14 protein-coding genes and 1 pseudogene are annotated in these 17,926 nt (G+C 48.5%); 4 read left to right on the top strand and 11 right to left on the bottom strand.

Annotation, left to right across the window (positions count from 1 at the left end; genetic code table 11):
• Positions 1-55: 55 nt before the first annotated feature.
• From fdhD to QFZ77_RS06005, 6 genes and pseudogenes are all read right to left on the bottom strand, one after another.
• Positions 56-904 (bottom strand): formate dehydrogenase accessory sulfurtransferase FdhD, encoded by an 849-nt coding sequence (gene fdhD / locus QFZ77_RS06030; RefSeq protein ID WP_307437487.1) that lies wholly within the window; start codon positions 902-904, stop codon positions 56-58.
• Positions 905-909: 5 nt separating this feature from the next.
• Positions 910-3,264, bottom strand: a complete 2,355-nt coding sequence (locus QFZ77_RS06025) for an FdhF/YdeP family oxidoreductase (protein ID WP_307437485.1) — start codon at positions 3,262-3,264, stop codon at positions 910-912.
• Between the two features lie 163 nt (positions 3,265-3,427).
• Entirely contained in the window at positions 3,428-3,568 is a 141-nt protein-coding gene (locus QFZ77_RS06020) for a hypothetical protein (RefSeq protein ID WP_307437482.1), read from the bottom strand.
• Positions 3,569-3,979: 411 nt separating this feature from the next.
• Positions 3,980-4,339, bottom strand: coding sequence for a Na-translocating system protein MpsC family protein (locus tag QFZ77_RS06015; protein WP_307437480.1), 360 nt, complete (start codon positions 4,337-4,339; stop codon positions 3,980-3,982).
• Positions 4,340-4,487: 148 nt separating this feature from the next.
• Positions 4,488-5,498: pseudogene (locus tag QFZ77_RS06010) on the bottom strand (ABC transporter substrate-binding protein).
• 576 nt (positions 5,499-6,074) lie between these two features.
• On the bottom strand, positions 6,075-6,908 hold the full coding sequence (locus tag QFZ77_RS06005) for a DUF72 domain-containing protein (RefSeq protein WP_307449288.1): 834 nt from the start codon (positions 6,906-6,908) through the stop codon (positions 6,075-6,077).
• A gap of 172 nt (positions 6,909-7,080) precedes the next feature.
• Between QFZ77_RS06005 and QFZ77_RS06000 the strand changes: the two genes are divergently transcribed.
• The gene (locus tag QFZ77_RS06000; protein WP_307437478.1) at positions 7,081-8,259 is read left to right on the top strand and encodes a winged helix DNA-binding domain-containing protein; all 1,179 of its coding nucleotides are present in this window, start codon (positions 7,081-7,083) and stop codon (positions 8,257-8,259) included.
• Between the two features lie 523 nt (positions 8,260-8,782).
• Here QFZ77_RS06000 and QFZ77_RS05995 read toward each other — a convergent pair.
• The 4 genes from QFZ77_RS05995 to QFZ77_RS05980 form a co-directional block, all read right to left on the bottom strand.
• The gene (locus QFZ77_RS05995) at positions 8,783-9,526 is read right to left on the bottom strand and encodes a hypothetical protein (RefSeq protein WP_307437474.1); all 744 of its coding nucleotides are present in this window, start codon (positions 9,524-9,526) and stop codon (positions 8,783-8,785) included.
• 79 nt (positions 9,527-9,605) lie between these two features.
• Positions 9,606-11,006, bottom strand: coding sequence for a sensor histidine kinase (locus QFZ77_RS05990; protein ID WP_307437469.1), 1,401 nt, complete (start codon positions 11,004-11,006; stop codon positions 9,606-9,608).
• Positions 11,000-11,704: a response regulator transcription factor gene (locus QFZ77_RS05985; protein ID WP_307437465.1), complete on the bottom strand. Its 705-nt coding sequence runs from the start codon at positions 11,702-11,704 to the stop codon at positions 11,000-11,002. Before QFZ77_RS05985 ends, QFZ77_RS05990 begins: the two co-directional genes overlap by 7 nt.
• A gap of 176 nt (positions 11,705-11,880) precedes the next feature.
• Positions 11,881-13,545, bottom strand: coding sequence for a glutamine--tRNA ligase/YqeY domain fusion protein (locus tag QFZ77_RS05980; protein WP_307437463.1), 1,665 nt, complete (start codon positions 13,543-13,545; stop codon positions 11,881-11,883).
• An 84-nt stretch (positions 13,546-13,629) separates the two neighbouring features.
• Between QFZ77_RS05980 and QFZ77_RS05975 the strand changes: the two genes are divergently transcribed.
• Positions 13,630-14,859, top strand: a complete 1,230-nt coding sequence (locus tag QFZ77_RS05975) for an aminopeptidase (RefSeq protein WP_307437460.1) — start codon at positions 13,630-13,632, stop codon at positions 14,857-14,859.
• Positions 14,860-14,932: 73 nt separating this feature from the next.
• Here QFZ77_RS05975 and QFZ77_RS05970 read toward each other — a convergent pair whose 3' ends face one another.
• Complete coding sequence (locus QFZ77_RS05970; protein ID WP_307437457.1) at positions 14,933-15,748, bottom strand: hypothetical protein; 816 nt, start codon at positions 15,746-15,748, stop codon at positions 14,933-14,935.
• Between the two features lie 140 nt (positions 15,749-15,888).
• On the opposite strand from QFZ77_RS05970, the gene QFZ77_RS05965 reads away from it, so the two are divergent.
• Both QFZ77_RS05965 and QFZ77_RS05960 read left to right on the top strand, forming a co-directional pair.
• Positions 15,889-16,833 carry a helix-turn-helix transcriptional regulator gene (locus QFZ77_RS05965; RefSeq protein WP_307437453.1) on the top strand — a complete coding sequence of 315 codons (945 nt, stop codon included), beginning with the start codon at positions 15,889-15,891 and terminating at the stop codon, positions 16,831-16,833.
• A 112-nt stretch (positions 16,834-16,945) separates the two neighbouring features.
• Positions 16,946-17,446, top strand: a complete 501-nt coding sequence (locus tag QFZ77_RS05960) for a DinB family protein (RefSeq protein ID WP_307437451.1) — start codon at positions 16,946-16,948, stop codon at positions 17,444-17,446.
• Positions 17,447-17,926 lie beyond the last annotated feature (480 nt).

Here is a 17,926-nt window from a genome sequence, read left to right as displayed (position 1 = left end):
ATCTAGCATAATTAAGATAGAGAAACAATACAAATATTTCCACAAAAAGAGGGCTTTATCGACATTCTGTTATGCGTTCCGGGTGCGTATATACCGATAATTGATCCCTGCGGATGAAGCCAACCACCGTAATCCCTAGATCCTGAGCCAAGCGAAGTGCCAGATCTGTCGGGGCAGATTTCGACAAAAGGATACCGACGCCGATTTTGGCGGCCTTGAGAGCGACCTCGGAAGAGACTCTTCCGCTGAAGGCTATGACTTTATCACGAACAGGAATTCGCTGCCTTAAAAGGTGTCCATAAATTTTATCTAGTGCGTTATGTCTGCCGATGTCCGCCCTGCTGATAAGCAGTTCGTTCGCCGTACAAAGAGCTGCATTATGCAGACCTCCCGTCGCTTGAAAATCAGCCGATTGCTCCTGCAGTTGATTCATAAGGTAAAAACACTGGTGAATCGATAGTTGGAGGTTCGTTCTAACGGTTTTGGCGGTGCGAGCGTCGTTGTGAAAATAGAACTGGCGGCTTTTCCCGCAGCAGGAACCGATGAAGCGCTTGGACACCATCTTTTGACTTAATTGATGGAGATGACGCAGCTTAACATGAACGAAGCCCCGCTCCTCTTCCAGCGTGAGCGACTCGATCTGATCTACGAATCGAATCAGGCCCTCGGAGGCTAAAAAGCCTGTGACTAGATCGATGGTATCGGTCGGTGTATACACGAGTGTTGCGAATTCCTCGCCATCAATTTTGATGGTGAGCGGTGCCTCTGTCGCGATGGTATCCTCTTGAGAGAGTACCTCTGTCCCATTAAAGCGGTATATCGCCCATGAAGTTTTTGATTGAAGTGGAGAATGAGGTACTGTGCCCCCATTAGGAGCGTGAGAGTTATCCTGTTCGTCGTTCATCGTCTTCACTCCACTTCTGTCTCCAGCTCTTGAATGCGCCGCTGGGCGTAGCGTGTATCCTTGTGAGCGTGGTAGGTTTCTGCCTTCTCTACAATGACTGCTGTATTATACTCAGGGATGCCTGCATACTTCTCATACACACCTTTGGGAATCAAGGAGTTGCCTTCGGGCCAATGCACCTCGATGTTGCCTGGTTTGACATCGGCACATTTTACCCTTCCGTGCATGCTGCCGTAGCTGTTGTAGATGACGATCGCCTCACCTTCATTCAAAGAGAGAGCGCTAGCGTCGTCGTTATGAATAAGCACATCGTAGCGATCTGCTTCATTGAATGGATCGATGTCGCTGTAGATCATCGAATTGAACTGCTTGCCGCGGCGCGTCGTCACCGCGAAATGCCCTTCCGGCTTCCGCAGCTCCGGAAGCTCAATCGGCAGCAGCGCGCCGCGGCCATCCGGCGTCGGACAGACACCGTCCTCGCACAGCCACGCGCCGCCGTACTGAAAGACATCACCGCGCTCACGCAGGTGTTGGAGACCGTTGTAACTCGGCGCGGCCAGAGCAATTTCCGCGCGGATGGCTTCTGCACTGCCGCAGCCCAGCTGCTCGGCGGCATCCGGTTTCACGCGGCGGGCGAGATCCACGTAGATCGCCCATTCCGCGCGGGCTTCGCTGATGCGGGGGCCGGCGATCTCGGGTGAGAAGTACACCATCCGCTCCGTGGAGGTGGACGTGCCCCCTCCGGGCTGCTCGTAGCGAGTCATCGCGGGCAGCACCACCACAGCCTCCCGCGCGTCAAGCAGCGTGGAGGTGTTCAAGATGATGTCCTGGTGAACACGGACATCAATGCTTGTAAGGGCTTCACGGACGAATGCCGGATCCGGCATCGTCTCAAGGAAGTTGCCGCCGGATGTGTAAAACATCCGGAGCTTCCGCTCCTGCTCCTCAGGCAGGAGCGCGTTCTCTAGGGTGACACCGACAATGTCACCCTGCCATTTCGGCAGCTCGAACCCCCAGAGCTGCTCGATTCTTGCGCGGTCGGCGGCGCTGGCGGTTTCGCCGCCCGGCAGACTGAAGGGATCGGCGCCCATTTCGCCGGATCCCTGCACACCGCTGTGGCCGCGGATGGGCATCAGCCCACAGTGCTCGCGGCCGAGGAAGCCCCGCAGGAGGGCGAGATTCGCCACCTGCGAGATGTTGTCCGTACCGAAGCGGTGCTGTGTGAGCCCCATGCTCCACACGAAAACCGCACTCTTGGCACGCGCCAGCAGCTCCGCGAACTCGCGTATGCGTTCGCGGGTGAGGCCGGACGACTGCGTAAGCGTCGTCCAGTCCTGCTGCGCCACGTGGGCGCGCAGCTGTTCTAGCCCGTTCGTGTGCGCCTGCACGAACGCATGGTCAATCGCGGAGCCCGGCTGGTGCTCCTCCATCTCGAACCACACCTTCATGACGCCGTTCATGAAGCCGATATCCCCGCCGATGTTCACTTGATACACATCGTCGGCCAGCTTCGTCCCGAATAACGCCGATTCGGGAATCGAAGGAATCCAGTACTGCTCCATCGACGGCTCGTAGTACGGGTTAATGACAATGATCTTCGTCCCTTTGCGCTTGGCCGCGTACATATACTTCGTCGAGACCGGCTGATTATTCGCGGCCACGCTGCCCCAGAACACAAGGACGTCCGTGCCGATCCAGTCCTTGTAGTTGCACGTCGAAGCGCCCACGCCAACGGAGCGCTTAAGTGCCGTCTTCGACGGGGAGTGGCAGATACGCGAGGCGTTGTCGATGTTGTTCGTACCGAGCAACCTAGCCACCTTCGCTGCCACATAGTACGACTCATTCGTAATTCCCCGAGCCGTCAAGTAAAAAGCCATCTGCTTCGGATCAATCGTCCGCATCTTTCCTGCAATCGAGTCCATCGCCTCATCCCATGTGGCTCGACTGAATTTCCGCTCCCCATGGCGGCGGATAAGCGGATAAGGGATACGCCCGAGCTGTCTGAGCTCAGTGCTGCTCATACGGCTCAGCTCGTCAATGTCCGCATGCAGCAGCTCCTCGCGAATCGCCGGCATCGTGTTCAAACGCAGCACATTAAGCCGCGTTGTACATAGATGCGGCCCCGCCAGCGTTTGGTCGTAGAGCCCTGACACGCCTAGCGCGCAGCCATCGCACACGCCTTGTGTCAGAATGCGGTACGCATAGGGCAGATTATCGCGATTTTGCCAAGCAATTTTTGCCGTTTCGCGAATATGCTGCGGCTTTATTTTCCCAAGTCCAAACGGCACCTTGCTGACCCACAGCTTCGGATCTGGTTTAGCTGGCAGCTTGATTGGCCCAGTATGCTTCGTTTTCCCCATCTTAAGAACGCTCCTTTAATTCTATTTTTTTATCTCTTCCACCCATTTGCTCTTGCTCTTACTCCTGCTCTTACTCTTACTCTTACTCTTACTCTATGTAATTTTGCATCCTCATGCCTGCGATCAACTCTCTATAACACTTGCTCACACCCTACTCTAGCCACTATCCCATTGGCTCAGATTCCGGAGTCGCTTCCCCCACTTCCATCTCGCGCAGCATCCTATCACTATCGTTTCTCCATACTCCGTCACCCAATAGCTGCCCTAACATCACCCCAGCAAGCAAAAAACCACCGCAAAACAATCCCTAGACCTCCTCTCATCAGAGGAAGCCTCAAGTCATGTCTCACAGTGGTTAGTCTCCAGCAGGTTCGCTACCAAGTGCCAAGCACCTTTACCTATTTATATGCTGCTAATCGAGCTGTTATTTACAGAATTTTTCTTACTTAATTACCTTCATCTGAGCCGAAAACTGCATAAAGTGCAGCAAATCGGGCTTAAATTCCTAGATTCAATGAATTTGATGCAGCTACTTTTCCGAAAATAGATACACTTTTTACATCAACTCAAGCCGGAAGCCAGGTAGTTGACTTGTCGGGTTGCCTAGTTACCAGTTACCAGTTATCAAGTAGGCGGGTTATCAGGTTGCTACACTACCAAGCAACTCAAGTTGCCTCACAAGGTCAAGATGTCCACGTCAATGACGCCAACATCTTTACTTACTAAACTTCTTTTCTAGATCCTGATCAAAAACGAACACCGACATCCCCTCATCCAGCTCAATATCGATATCGACGAACAGCTTAACGAACTTCGCGCCAAGCAGCTCCTCCATCTCGACAGGGGGGTGGTCCTTATAAATCTCTTTCACCATTTCCGTGCGAGCCGTGCGGAGCATTTGTCTGCCATCGCCAGTTTTCGCCATAAACTTTTCAACGGGAGAGAGGTTTCCTGCCATTTCGCATATCGCCCAGCATTTACAAAAGGTCGTCATCACGCGCTCTGGCCCCTTGCCCATATGCTTTTTGCGGTAAGCCTTCACTAGGTTACTAAATTCGGCCTCTATTCGGTTCATCGGCCAGCCACCTTTATATTTACTGCTTCAATCATAGCAAGAAAGCGTATACCTGACAACCGAACCGCTAGACTCATTTAATAAAAAAGAGCGGACAACTTTGTCCACTCTCTCACTTCCTACTATAGGTAATTCTGCTTTAAGCGAATTATTTTTTCAGAAAATATTTCTCCAAGTCATCCAGCAATAGATTAGCAGCTTTAATTCCGCCTGCCGTATTCCAAACCGCATCACTTACTTTGTGCACCTTACCTTGTTTCACGACTTCGAGATTTTTCCAAAGTGGATCATTCGTCCATTCTTGCTCGATTTTGTTCGCTTCTCCCTTTTCGTTGTCCTATGTGAAGTAGAATAGAATGTCCCCATTCATATCGGGAATCCGTTCTTTCGTCAGTTCATCTGCGAATTTATCTTGATTCTGTGAAGCAGGACGCTGGAAGCCCAGTTTATTGAGAATAACCCCAGAGAATGTATCCTTCATATAGATACGAACCTTACCCGGCATAAAACGAACAATCGAAACCTTCGTCTTTAACTGATCGCCTGCTTTTGCTTTGAAATCTGTGATACGTTTCTCAAAATCTGCAATGATTTTGTCACCCTCAGCTTTTTTGTTCAAAGCTTCTGCATACAGCTTGAAGTTGATCTGCCAATCCCCTGATAATCTCTCCGAAAATACGGTAGGAGCAATTGCAGACAACTGCTCATATACTTTTTCCTGACGCACCTTATTTCCGATGATTAAATCAGGCTTTAGGGAAGCTATCATTTCTAAATTCGGTTGGTTTTCGTCCCCAACTATTTTCACGCCTTCCATATCCTCTTTGATATGATCATACCAATCACCCAATGTGAAAGACTTCACCGCACCAATAGGCTTAATCCCCATCGAGAGAACGGCTTCCGTACCTTCATTCGTTAACACGACAACCTTTTGGGGAGTGCCTTTTATCTTTGTTTCGCCCATGGCATGCTTAACGGTATATTCTCCGGATTGAACGGGTTGACTTTCTTTCTTTGTATTCGTGGTAGCTGCAGCATCTGACTTCGAAGTATCCGTTTGTTGTCCGCAGCCAGCTAAGATCAGCATGATCATCGTAACAAGAACAAGCAGCTTAATTCCATATGTACGATTTGTAGCAGAAAAATGGGTATGCATAAATAGTTATCTCTCCTTCGAATATTATGAGAATGATTATCATTATCTATAATATCCTAATTCCTTTACTAACACATGTCAATATCTCTACAGGCTAATGCCCCTTTTGATGAGAAAACCTCTATCGAGGCCATTCGAAGATGAGCGACCGCGTTTAACGAGGAGAGACTTTGCTCTACGACCAAAGATCCCTATATGCGGAGAGACTTTGCTCTACGACCAAAGATCCCTATATTAGGTTTTATCGCCAATAAGAAAGTCAGGTTTTCTTTTAGAAAAAACTTATACTTTCTTATGTGGTAAAAAAAGACCAACCTTCATTTGAAGGCTGGCGCTTTAGCATTCCATTTAGTAAATCAGTGTCTAATCGTTATCCTCTTCATCCCATTTACAGGAGTACGCTTTCTTCGTTACCCAGAATGTCAAACCTACTATGATCAAAAGGGCAATAATACCTAAGATGATGGCACCAACCATTGTCTAACTCTCCTCTTTTGCTTATACTCAGCCCCAATTAATTATTACCCTTACTATAGCTCAAAAATCTTTAAACACGCAAACAAACAAGCCCTATTGCTAAAACAAATCCAACTGCCGTGGTCCCAGCCCTTCATATTCTAAACCGAGCAGCCCCATCAATTCCTTGGCATTCCCAGCGGCATGTCCGCCTGAATTGTTATTGAAGATCACGCATACCTCTTGTGTTTGCTGCTGCAGCTCTAGCAGCCACGCTTTCCACTCCAGCAACTCCTGCTGATTGTAATGGTATAAGTACCGTACGTCGCGCCAGTTCACCTCGTTGTTTTGCACCCAACCGCCAACATTGCGGCCGTGGAATCGAACCATCGTCATCTCGGGGTGTGTAGCCTCCAGCACTGTTGGCACCGAACCAACCCCTGCCTGCGGCTCATCACAGATGCTATGCATCCAACCCTCTCGCCGCATAAAAGTGAGCGTCTTTTCGCGCATTTCCTCCGTAAACCAACTCTGATGGCGGAATTCCAGCGCTACGGGTACATTACCCATCTTTTCTTTAGCATCACGCAGCACATCCACATTCGTCTTGTTGCAATCAAACCATGGCGGGTATTGAAACAGAACAGCTTTAAGCTTCCCCGCTTCTTGAACAGGTCGGATCGACTGTAAGAAAACCTCAAACATTTGCTCCATCCCACCGGCAAAAGGATTCTCTCCCCGCAGATGACCCGTCATTCCTTGGTATACCTTAATAATGAAACCAAAGCGTTCTGGCGTCTCTTGGTTCCATTTTATATAATTACGCCCCGGTTGGATCGCGTAAAAAGAAGTATCCACTTCCACAATCGGAAAGTGTGCTCCATACTCTCGCAGCTTCCCTTTGCTGCCGCCTAACTCATGGTCGCCCCAGCCGGCTAGACCGATGTTGATCATGCCTTTCACCTCTCGGATATTCGTTAATTCCATTGTATCGTGCTGATACCCACAGAAACAACTTGTCTGGTCATAAAACATGCTTCCTCCCTGACATTACGTTGTCAGTAACTTGTTATATAATGGAATTTATATAGCAAATGATCGTTCAAATCGTAGGAGGCATATCCACATGTCGTTAATCAATTCTTCAGACGAGGGCAGCGCTAAAATGGACATTTCTAAAACCGACATGATCGGTTGTGCCAGCCCCGTCCTCAGTCAGCGTGCCTTAAACCGAGCACTATTAGCTCGGCAATTGCTACTCGAGCGCTCGGACATGCCCGTCCTCCAGGCTGTCCAGCACCTCGTCGGCCTGCAGGCGCAAGCTCCTAACCCACCCTACGTGGCTTTGTGGACTAGACTGCAGAACTTTCGTCATGAGGAGCTCTCTCAGCTCATCATGGACAGAAGCATCGTGCGCATCGCCCTCATGCGCTCGACGATCCACCTCGTCACGGCCGAAGACTGCCTGACGCTGCGCCCCGTCCTGCAGTCCGTGCAGGACCGCGCCTTAAAGGGCACGTTCGGCAAGAAGCTTGCCGAACTGGATCTAGACGCGCTCGCTGCCGCCGGGCGAACGCTCCTGGAGGCGCAGCCGCTCACCTTTAGTGAGCTCGGCAAGCGCCTCCAAGCCCAGTGGTCGCAGAGCGATGCCACTGCTCTCTCTCAAGCGGTGCGCTGCAGCCTACCGCTTATCCAGGTGCCGCCCCGCGGCATCTGGGGCGCCAGCGGGCAGGCCGCCCACACCACAGCGGAGGCTTGGCTCGGCCGCCCGCTGGGACAAGGGCAAGACCCCGAAGCCATGCTGCTGCGCTACCTGGCGGCCTTCGGACCTGCATCTGTCAAGGATATGCAGGTCTGGTCCGGGCTTACTCGGCTGCGCGAGGTGATCGAGCGGCTGCGCCCAAGCCTGCTCTCCTTTCGCGACGAGCAAGGAAACGAACTGTTCGACCTGCCGGATGCTCCTCGGCCGGACCCTGCAGCCCCAGCTCCGCCGCGTTTCCTATCGGAGTTTGACAATATGCTCCTGTCCTACGACGATCGCACCCGCATCATGCGCGATGAAGATAAGCATCTGGTGTTCACGGACAATGGCATCATCCGGGCTACACTGATTGTTGATGGTTTTGTTCGCGGCATTTGGTCCATCACTCAGAAACGCAAATCGGCTATTTTGACCATCAACTTATTCGAGACATTATCCAAAGTTGATCACGCAGAGGTTGCCGAGGAAGCGGAACGCCTGTTTGATTTCATCGCCCCTGATGCCAATACGCGAGATATTGTATTTACTAATCAAAAAAAATAAACCCCGAGGCTGCCCTCGAGATTTTCAATTTTCATGGGGAACTGTTGCCCTTAGTTTACCCAGGTTATACCCAAGTTGAAATTATACAATTAAATGCTCGTCCCCATGTTTGATCACAGGGAATTGTTGTATTTTATACAACAATAGGCTAGCTATTCCGCGTTATCCCCGCGAATGTTGTAGAAAATACAACATTTTCTCCCAAAAGTAGCTCTATTTGATGAAATGAAGCTAAATTGTTGCACGATATACAACAACTACTGCTTGGTGACAAAAAAAACACGAAATTGTTGTACGTTGTACAACTTTAGCCCATTTAAGCCGAAAAAGACTGACACACTCAAAACAAAATCACTCACCGAGTGAGAGTTCATTTATCCATGAACTCGAAAAAACAAACCTCGAGGCCGCCCTCGAGGTTTGTTCCTATCCTTACCCTTTTCCTTACTTTATCTGCACAGTCCTTATACTTTCTCTGTACTCTTCCTGCACTTTTCCTGTACCTCTCCTATACTTCTCCACCCTATTTCTGCGCTTGCTTCTCCCATTTCGCTTTCAGCGCACTTTCTATTTCAGCAAATACCTGCTCGGATGTCTTACCTTCCGTGGAGATACCTAATTTAGCAGCTTTTTTATTCACTGCTTCTGCCCTTTTACTTTCTTTACTCGCCTTTAAAGCAGCGCGTATTTCTTTGGCTGCCTTGCCTTCCGTTGCAACACCCGCTTTTGTTGCTTTATCTTGCAGTTTCGTCAAAGCAGCCGCTTGTAGCTCAGTTCTAACTTCTTTATTTGTTTTTCCATCGGTGGTAACACCGAGCTTAGTCGCTTTTTCCTGCAGTTTCGGTAAAACAGCTGCTTTAAGAGCTGCTCTCAGCTCTTTATTCGTTTTCCCATCCGCGCTAACACCAAGCTTGGTTGCCTTCTCTCTCAGCTTCACTTGAACAGCAGCTTGAATATCAGTTTTCAGCTGTTCCGCTGTTTTGCCGTCTGTGCTAATACCCAGCTTCGCTGCCGCTTTGTTCAATTGCTCTGTGTGTTTGGCCGCATTTAAAGCTTTAAGCTCAGCTTTGATCTGCTCACTTGTTTTGCCATCTGTTGATATTCCAAAAATTTGCGCTTTATCCTGAAGCAGCTGCTTAACTGGTTTAGTGGACTTGCTTGTTGGCGCTGCAGCAGCAGCCCCCTGTTCATTCTCGGCAAAAGCCGCAATCGGAACTGTTAATACTATTGCTCCAACCAACGCAAGTCCTGTTAATTTTTTCAACATAAGTATCGCTCCTCGATTCGTTTATGGTTATGTTTACCTTACGAACCCTATCTTACCGAATAGTTATGTCATAAGTTTGTCATGCGGCGATCATAGGTGACTGCAAAAATATTTTAAAAACCGTACCCATTTGAAGTTGAGATTCCACTCGAATCGAACCGCCATGAGCTTCTATGATATGTTTGCAGATCGTCAAACCGAGGCCTGCGCCGGAACGGTTGCGGCTTTCGTCCGTTTTATAGAAACGATCGAATAGATGCGGCAGCTTCTCTGGTGCGATACCTAGACCGTTATCCCACACTTCGATCCAGCGTTCGTTCTTGACTACTTTTACTCGGATACCCGCCGATGACCCCTCAGGAATATGGTTAATGGCGTTGTCCAGCAAATTGATTAACACCTGCCTCAACCGATCTGCATCCGCATAAACCAAGTAAGGCCCCTCCGCCTCTGAGCTCAATTCGATTTGCTTTGCTTTAGCTTTCATCTTGAGTTGGGTAACCACCAGCCCTATTAAGTCAGGTACATCGATATCCTGGAGGTTTAATTTGACCTGCTTCTCCTCAAAAGACGACAGCTCCATCAAATCATCAACTAAATGGCTCAGTCGAAGGGTCTCCTGAAGAGAAACTTGGATGAATTCCTTCGCATCCTCAGGCTCAACAACGCCATCCGTTATCCCTTGCAGAGAGGCTCGAATTGTCGTCAAGGGCGTCCGCAGCTCATGAGAAATTTCGGATAGAAATCGCTTGCGCCCCTCTTCTACCTTCTGCAGTTTACCGGCCATGCGATTCAGAGATCCTGACAGCGAGGCGATTTCGTCCTTGCCTCTAACGGGCACCCTTCCGCTGAAATCCCCCAAAGCCAAAGCCTCTGCGGTTTTACTCATGAGCTGAATCGGCTTCATAAAATGTCTGGAAACAAAGTACAGGACTGCAATCGCAAGTAACGCAACCGTTAGTGCAGATAGGAATATCGCCCGATTAATGCCATTGATAGTGCCTTGAATATTCACTATTGGAGTGTATAAGAATATCCCGCCAATGACCCGGTTCTCCTGCATGACAGGTCGCCCGACAATGAGCATTTTCACCGTACTATTTTGAGCAAAATTGCTTTGCACCGTCACTTGATTACCCGACAGCACTTTATCCACCCATTCTTTACGTGCTGGGGCCTCGCCCACCGACTGAATCTTATCCAGATTTGCTCTGGGATGCTTGATAACGGCAACGCGAACGTTCGAGGATTTCTCAATGGCGCTAATCTGCTTACGAAAATCCTTCAGAAGTGTCGAGTTATCGAACAAATCCTTGGCCAGTTCATCGACTTGCTCTACCTTCTCGAGTAGGAGCTTCTCGCTGCGCTCATAGGTTTTCTGTTTCATCGTATAGCCAATGGTTCCTGAAATGGCAAGAATGGACACAACGGTAATCGAAATATAAATAAATAATAGCTTGCGATAAAAGGAGTTCAGCATACACCAGGCCCCTCAAACTTATACCCGACGCCCCAAACGGTACGAATGCTCCAGTCCTCTTTCCTCTCCGTCAAAGCAGAAAGCTTTTGTCTCAAACGTTTAATATATAAATCCACGACGCGGTCTTCACCCTCGAAATCCCAACCCCATATCTTGGCGATCAGGTCCTCCCGGGTAAAAACTTGATTCGGATTTCGCACGAAAAACAGCAGCAGCTCATACTCTTTCTTGGGTAAAGCAACGAATTGCCCTTCTACAGTCACATCATGGGACAGGCTATCCACTCGCAAGCTGCCTACTTCATATAGATGAGCAGGCGCAGCAGCTTCTGTGCGGAGCAGCGTCCTGCGAAGAATTGTGGTCACACGAGCAACCAGCTCATTCGGATCAAAGGGCTTCACTAGATAATCATCAGCGCCCATCTGCAAACCTTCAATTCGCTCATCCACGTGACCTCTTGCCGTCAGCATGAGAATAGGAACATCACTCTTCGCACGAATTTTCTGGCAGACCTCCCAGCCATCGCGTTTGGGCATCATAATATCGAGTACAATGAAGTCTGGACGCAGCTCATCGAACTGGGTTAGCGCCTGCTCACCGTCATTTGCCGTTACCACCGCATAGCCATTTTTCTCCAAATATAACTTCGTAATCCGGCAAATATTAAGATCATCATCTACCACCAATACGGTTGTCACGCGGCACTCTCCTTAAGAAATAGGATTCATCATTTATATTACTGGATATTTGTGAACAAAAAATTTATTTTTTCAAAATCGTTTTTTACCGCGACAGGCTTCCTGCACAACAAAAAATCCTAGCTTTCACTAGGATCTCCTGTCTAATCTTTATATGAACTCAAATGAGCCCAATCTTATATTTCAAACGAGCTCTTCAGCGAGACAATCAGGTTAAACACCAGTTTGTCGCTTGTTGTATGTTTCGGATCTACGTTGAAATAGCCGTGTCGGAAAAATTGGAACTTATCATGCGGCTGCGCTTGCTTCATATTGTCTTCCACGAAACCTTGCACAATTTGCAGCGAGTTTGGATTCAAATTCTCCAAGAACGAAGCATCCTCGTCCTCTTGGTTATCGAGAATCAGCGGCTCATACAGGCGGAACTCCGCAGGTACTGCACTCTTCGCATCCACCCAGTGGATCGTTCCTTTGACTTTACGACCAGTAAAGCCGCTGCCGCTTTTCGTTTCCACGTCATAAGTGCAGTGCAGCTCAATCACTTTGCCGTTCTCATCTTTGATGAAATCATTGCACTTGATGAAGTAGGCGTTTTTCAACCGCACTTCGTTGCCGGGAAATAACCGGAAATATTTATTCGGCGGATTTTCCATGAAATCGTCTTGCTCGATGTAGATCTCGCGGGAGAACGGAATTTGGCGATTGCCCATTTCCGGATTCTCTGCGTTGTTCTCCATATCCAGCATTTCGACTTGATCCTCAGGATAGTTCGTGATCACGACTTTGAGCGGATTCAGAACACCCATCGTACGCATCGCCTTCAACTTCAAATCCTCGCGAATAAAATGATCCAGCATCTTCGCATCGACGACGCTGTAGCTTCGAGCTACGCCGATTTCGCGAGCGAAATTACGAATTGATTCAGCCGTAAAGCCTCTGCGGCGCAGACCAGAGATGGTGGGCATCCGCGGATCGTCCCAACCGTCAACGGCTTTCTCGTCGACAAGCTGTTTCAACTTTCTTTTACTCATCACCGTATTCGTCAGGTTAAGGCGTGCAAATTCATACTGTCTAGGCACATTCGGCATCTCACACTCACGAATAACCCAATCGTAGAACGGGCGTTGGTCTTCGAACTCGAGCGTACAGATAGAATGCGTAACACCTTCAATGGCATCTTCCAGTGGATGCGCAAAAGCGTACATCGGGTAGATGCACCAAGCATCTCCCGTATTATGGTGATGGGCATGCACGACACGGTAGATAATTGGATCGCGAAGGTTGATGTTCGGCGAAGACATATCGATCTTAGCACGAAGAACACGCTCTCCATCTTTGAATTCACCGGCACGCATACGCTCAAACAAGGCGAGATTCTCTTCGATACTGCGTTCGCGGTAAGGACTGTTCGTACCCGGCTGTGTAAGCGTCCCGCGGGTTTCACGGATTTCATCCGCTGTTTGGTTATCCACAAAAGCTAAACCTTTGTTGATCAAAACCACCGCACGTTTGAACATTTCCTCGAAATAATCGGAAGCAAAAAACAAACCGTCCCATTGAAAACCGAGCCAAGCGACATCAGCTTTAATGGATTCCACATATTCCGTATCTTCCTTCACCGGATTCGTATCGTCAAAGCGAAGGTTCGTTAACCCCTTGAATTCATCCGCAAGCTCAAAATTAAGACAAATCGACTTCGCATGTCCTATATGAAGGTAACCGTTCGGCTCCGGGGGAAATCGGGTAACTACCTGACTGACTTTGCCTGATTTCAGATCTTCGTTTACAATGTTCTTAATGAAATTAGATGGCGTGCTTACTACTGCGCTCTTCGTTTCCATATGTTCCCAGCCTTTCTCCCACGGGTTAAAGTTTTATTTTCTATCATACACTAAAAGTTACTCAAATATAAAGGAGCCAGCGAGATGGAGACATTCGAACATTACTTAGATAAATATGCAGAGCTTGCCATACGTGTCGGATTAAATGTACAAAAGGATCAGACTGTCGTCATTATGACGCCGATCGCCTGCGCTGACTTCGTGCGCAAGCTAACGAAAAAGGCTTACGACGCTGGCGCCAAAGATGTCGTCATCGACTGGGACGACGACGAAGTGAAAGCGCTGCGCCTCAAGCACGCTCCGGAGTCCACGCTGCGTGAGTACCCCATGTGGCGAGCAAGCGGCTTGGAAGAGATGGCAAGGGACGGTGCAGCCTTCCTCCAAATCTACGCGCCTAACTCCGATCTGCTCAAAGATGTAGACCCTGAGCGGATCGCCATCTCTAGCAAAACAACGGCTACTGCGCGTGAAGGGTTCCTGAAATATCTGCGCAGCAATCAGGTGAATTGGCTGATGGTCTCCTTCCCGACAGCGGAATGGTCAGCTAAGGTATTCCCGGATTTGAGCGAAGCCGAGCGCATCAAGAAACTGTGGGAGCAGATTTTTAAACTTACTCGTGTGGATAAAGAAGATCCGGTTGCAGCATGGAAACAGCATATCGAGACGCTGACAGACAAGCAGAACCTGCTGAACAACAAAAAGTACAAGCAGCTGCATTTCAGAGCTCCTGGTACAGATTTATACATAGAGCTAGCCACTAAGCATCAATGGGTTGCCGCAGGCAGCGAGTCGGAGCGAGGCATCTTCTTCGTGCCGAACATCCCAACGGAAGAAGTCTTTACGATGCCTGCACGAAATGGCACGAACGGAACCGTTCGCAGCACTTTGCCGCTGAGTTATCAAGGCTCCCTAATCAATGGCTTCAGCCTGAAATTCGAGAATGGCCGAGTTGTCGAAGCAACCGCTGAGGTGGGGCAAGAAGTGCTGAATAAGATGCTGGACATGGATGAGGGTGCTCGTTACTTGGGTGAAGTGGCACTTGTGCCTTATGACTCCCCCATTTCACAGTCAGGACTCATTTATTACAACACATTATTCGACGAAAATGCTTCCTGTCACGTAGCGCTAGGCAATTCTTATCCGTTCACAATTGAAGGCGGAACGACGATGAGCCCCGAGGAGCTAGTTCAGAATGGCTACAATAAAAGCCTAATCCACGTTGACTTCATGATCGGCGCAGCTGACATGGAGATCGATGGCATTCTGGCAGATGGAAGCCGCGAACCTTTATTCCGCAAAGGTAACTGGGCATAGGAACGGCAAGCAGGACTTCATAGAAAAACCGCCATCTCATGGTACAACTTCACCGTGAGATGGCGGTCTTTTTTTAACGTAACTTGCCAGACAGCGTTTTGACAATTGAGGAGTCTTTTAAAATCCATTTCCCTTTTTTCCATTTCCAAACAGAGATGGCGTATCCAAGTGTATCTGCATTCGCAATACCGGTGATTCGCTGAACACCCCTCAGCTCACAGTACCCATCCCGATCTACATCCAAAGGCTTCAGAGCGCCATAATCGTTGACACTCACAATAATGGGCTTCACTACCATACCATTTTTGTACACACCGAATTTCTCGTAATCGTCCTTACGGTCTTTGATATCAATTTTGAAAGACTTCCCTGTCTCTTCAAGTTTCATCTTTACCACATAATTTTTCTTAAAGGATGCCTTTACATGAAGGGGACTAGGCAGCGGGATAGCAGTCGGAACATTATTTTTCAGTGAGTAAATATAGTAATAGGATAGCCCCCCACTGCCCCCTGTTTCGGCGGATACATAGATTTGAGGAAGCTTGTCCTGAATAAAGTCACAAAAATCCATCTGTGGGTTATATCCACCCTCAAGCGGGATGACAACTTGGGTCTGAACCGGTCCTACGACGGTAATGAATAGCTTATCATAGTACGGACTGCTATTATCCGACTTCATCCCTATCAGGGATACCGTATCTGGCTTGCCGTCGCCAGTGACATCAATCTCACGCGTTTGTATAAGCTCGCCTTGCTGTGCAGTTTGTGGTGGCTGCGGTGGCGGTAACTCTTCAGCGAATACGAATCCACCTCTCCATAAGAATGAGCTGCTCAATAGTAAACTAATTACTGCTGTGTGCACGACGATTTTAACGTATTTTCTAAACATGTAATCCGACTCCTAATCATAGATTTGAATTCGGCTTATTATTTCAAAATTTCCCATGGGGTATGCGGAACTCCACAAAGGAATTCCTTCTCCGGAATCGAATGTTAAAGTTACATATATGAATCGATGAGGTGCTTTTCTTGAAAATTGATCGTCTGCTTGCCATTACTATGCTGCTTCTAAACCGAAGAAGAATCAGCGCTAAAGAGCTTTCGGAGCGATTTGAAGTGTCTTTACGTACGGTTTACCGAGACGTTGAGGCCATTAACCAAGCTGGCGTTCCTGTCGTTTCTTATGCAGGGATGAGCGGTGGTTACGAAATTATGGACCAATATCGGTTGGATCGCCAATTTCTGTCCCTCGATGAGCTGCAATCTATTATTGTCGGCCTCAAAGGAATCCGCTCTACCGTCGGCGACCAAGAGATCAGCAACCTTCTTGATAAAGTAGGCGCTCTCGTGGCGAAATCGGAACAGAACACCGTCGCTAACCTAAACAATCAACTTATTATTGATATGAATCCTTGGCGTGGCAGCAATCAGGACAAAGAGAAGCTAAGTATCCTGCGCACTTCAATTAAGGAATCCAAACTGATTTCCTTTCAATATATTACTTCTCAAAGTGAGCAGTCTGTGCGAACAGTAGAGCCTATGGGCATTGTGGTTAAAGGCTTTGGCTGGTACTTGTACGGCTACTGCCTGCTGCGTCAAGATTTTCGTGTCTTCCGATTATCTCGTATGAAAGATATTGAAGTGCTTCAGAGAATATTTGAACGCAAAGAAGGAACCTTAGAACAGCTTGATCATAACTGGGGCAAAAGAGATCCCTCCACGCTCATCAAACTCGTACTGCATGCGCAGCCGAACGTTCGCGCTCAAGTAGAGGATTATTTCCGTCCTGAGCAAATTACTGTTCAAGCTGACGGCACTTTGATGATTACCGCCACTCAACCGGATGAATCGTGGCTTCATGGCTTGCTTCTTAGCTATGGTCCCAACCTGCGTATTCTCGAGCCGGCCCATATTGCTGCCATCATCAAAGATAAAGCTGAAAAAATTGTTCAACTCTATGCAAAAGAACACTGACAGGACGTTGTCAGTGGTGGTTGTCTATAATGAGGTTATGAAGTAGGCGAAACCAATTGATGACTGCTTACGATGCCAGTTTTTCTGGCGAAAACTCTAAGGAGGCTCACCCATGTTTAGAACAATCGAAGATTTTGTAAATGAATGGAACAATGAAGCAAAAGCTACCCAGCGCGTGCTGGACACTTTGACAGATGCTTCACTTAAACAGCAAATCGCGCCCGACTTCCGCTCGCTAGGACAATTGGGTTGGCATATCGCGACTACTATTCACGAGATGACCTCACGTACTGGTCTTACGTTCAATGCTCCCGAAGGCGAAGAACACGCGCCAGCGTCCGCCAAGACTATTGCTGACACCTACCGCTCTTCCTCAGCCGGGCTAGCCGAAGCAATCCAGGCCCAGTGGACAGATGCTAAGCTCACTGAAAGCACTGACATGTATGGCGAGCAGTGGCTCAATGGCTTAACACTGCGCATCCTCATTTCGCATGAAATTCACCATCGTGGTGAAATGATCGTCTTGATGCGTCAAGCCGGACTACGAGTCCCGGACATCTATGGGCCGACTCGCGAGGATTGGCTGGAGCGCGGCATGCAGCCGTTGGTGTGATTTAAAGTAGATGCATGTAGTATGAAGTCGTTGGGAATAAGCTTGTCTGTGGAAGAGTATGAAGAGCTTGAAAAAGATGAAAGGGCACATCCCTGTGCTCTTTTTGGCATTTAAGAATTGTATAACACATAAATATTGTTGAACGTCTTCGAATGGAATTGCGCTTTTTGGAGCATTTGAGTCGATTCCATTGGAAAACTCCAATGGAAGTATTAATTTCATGCTGAATACTGATTCGAATGTTCCATAAGGACAAAAGACCTTAAAGGGCTGTCCTCAAGTAGATTTACCTACTTTTAGGACAATGGCTGCGAGCCCGGACGTACGGACGGTCAGCGGCGAGTACTACTACAGGCGGAAGATCGCGCCTGTCTCAGCTAGAGCCCAAAACGAGGAGCTAGCTCGTCAGTTTTGGATTTGGAGTGAACGCGAAGTAGGATTAACACCAGCCACAGAGTAGACGTTGGTAGCCCCCTAGAA

Origin of the sequence: Paenibacillus sp. V4I3, from assembly GCF_030817215.1 — a bacterium.
Classification (GTDB): domain Bacteria; phylum Bacillota; class Bacilli; order Paenibacillales; family NBRC-103111; genus Paenibacillus_E.
This window is presented reverse-complemented; position numbering and strand designations above follow the sequence as displayed.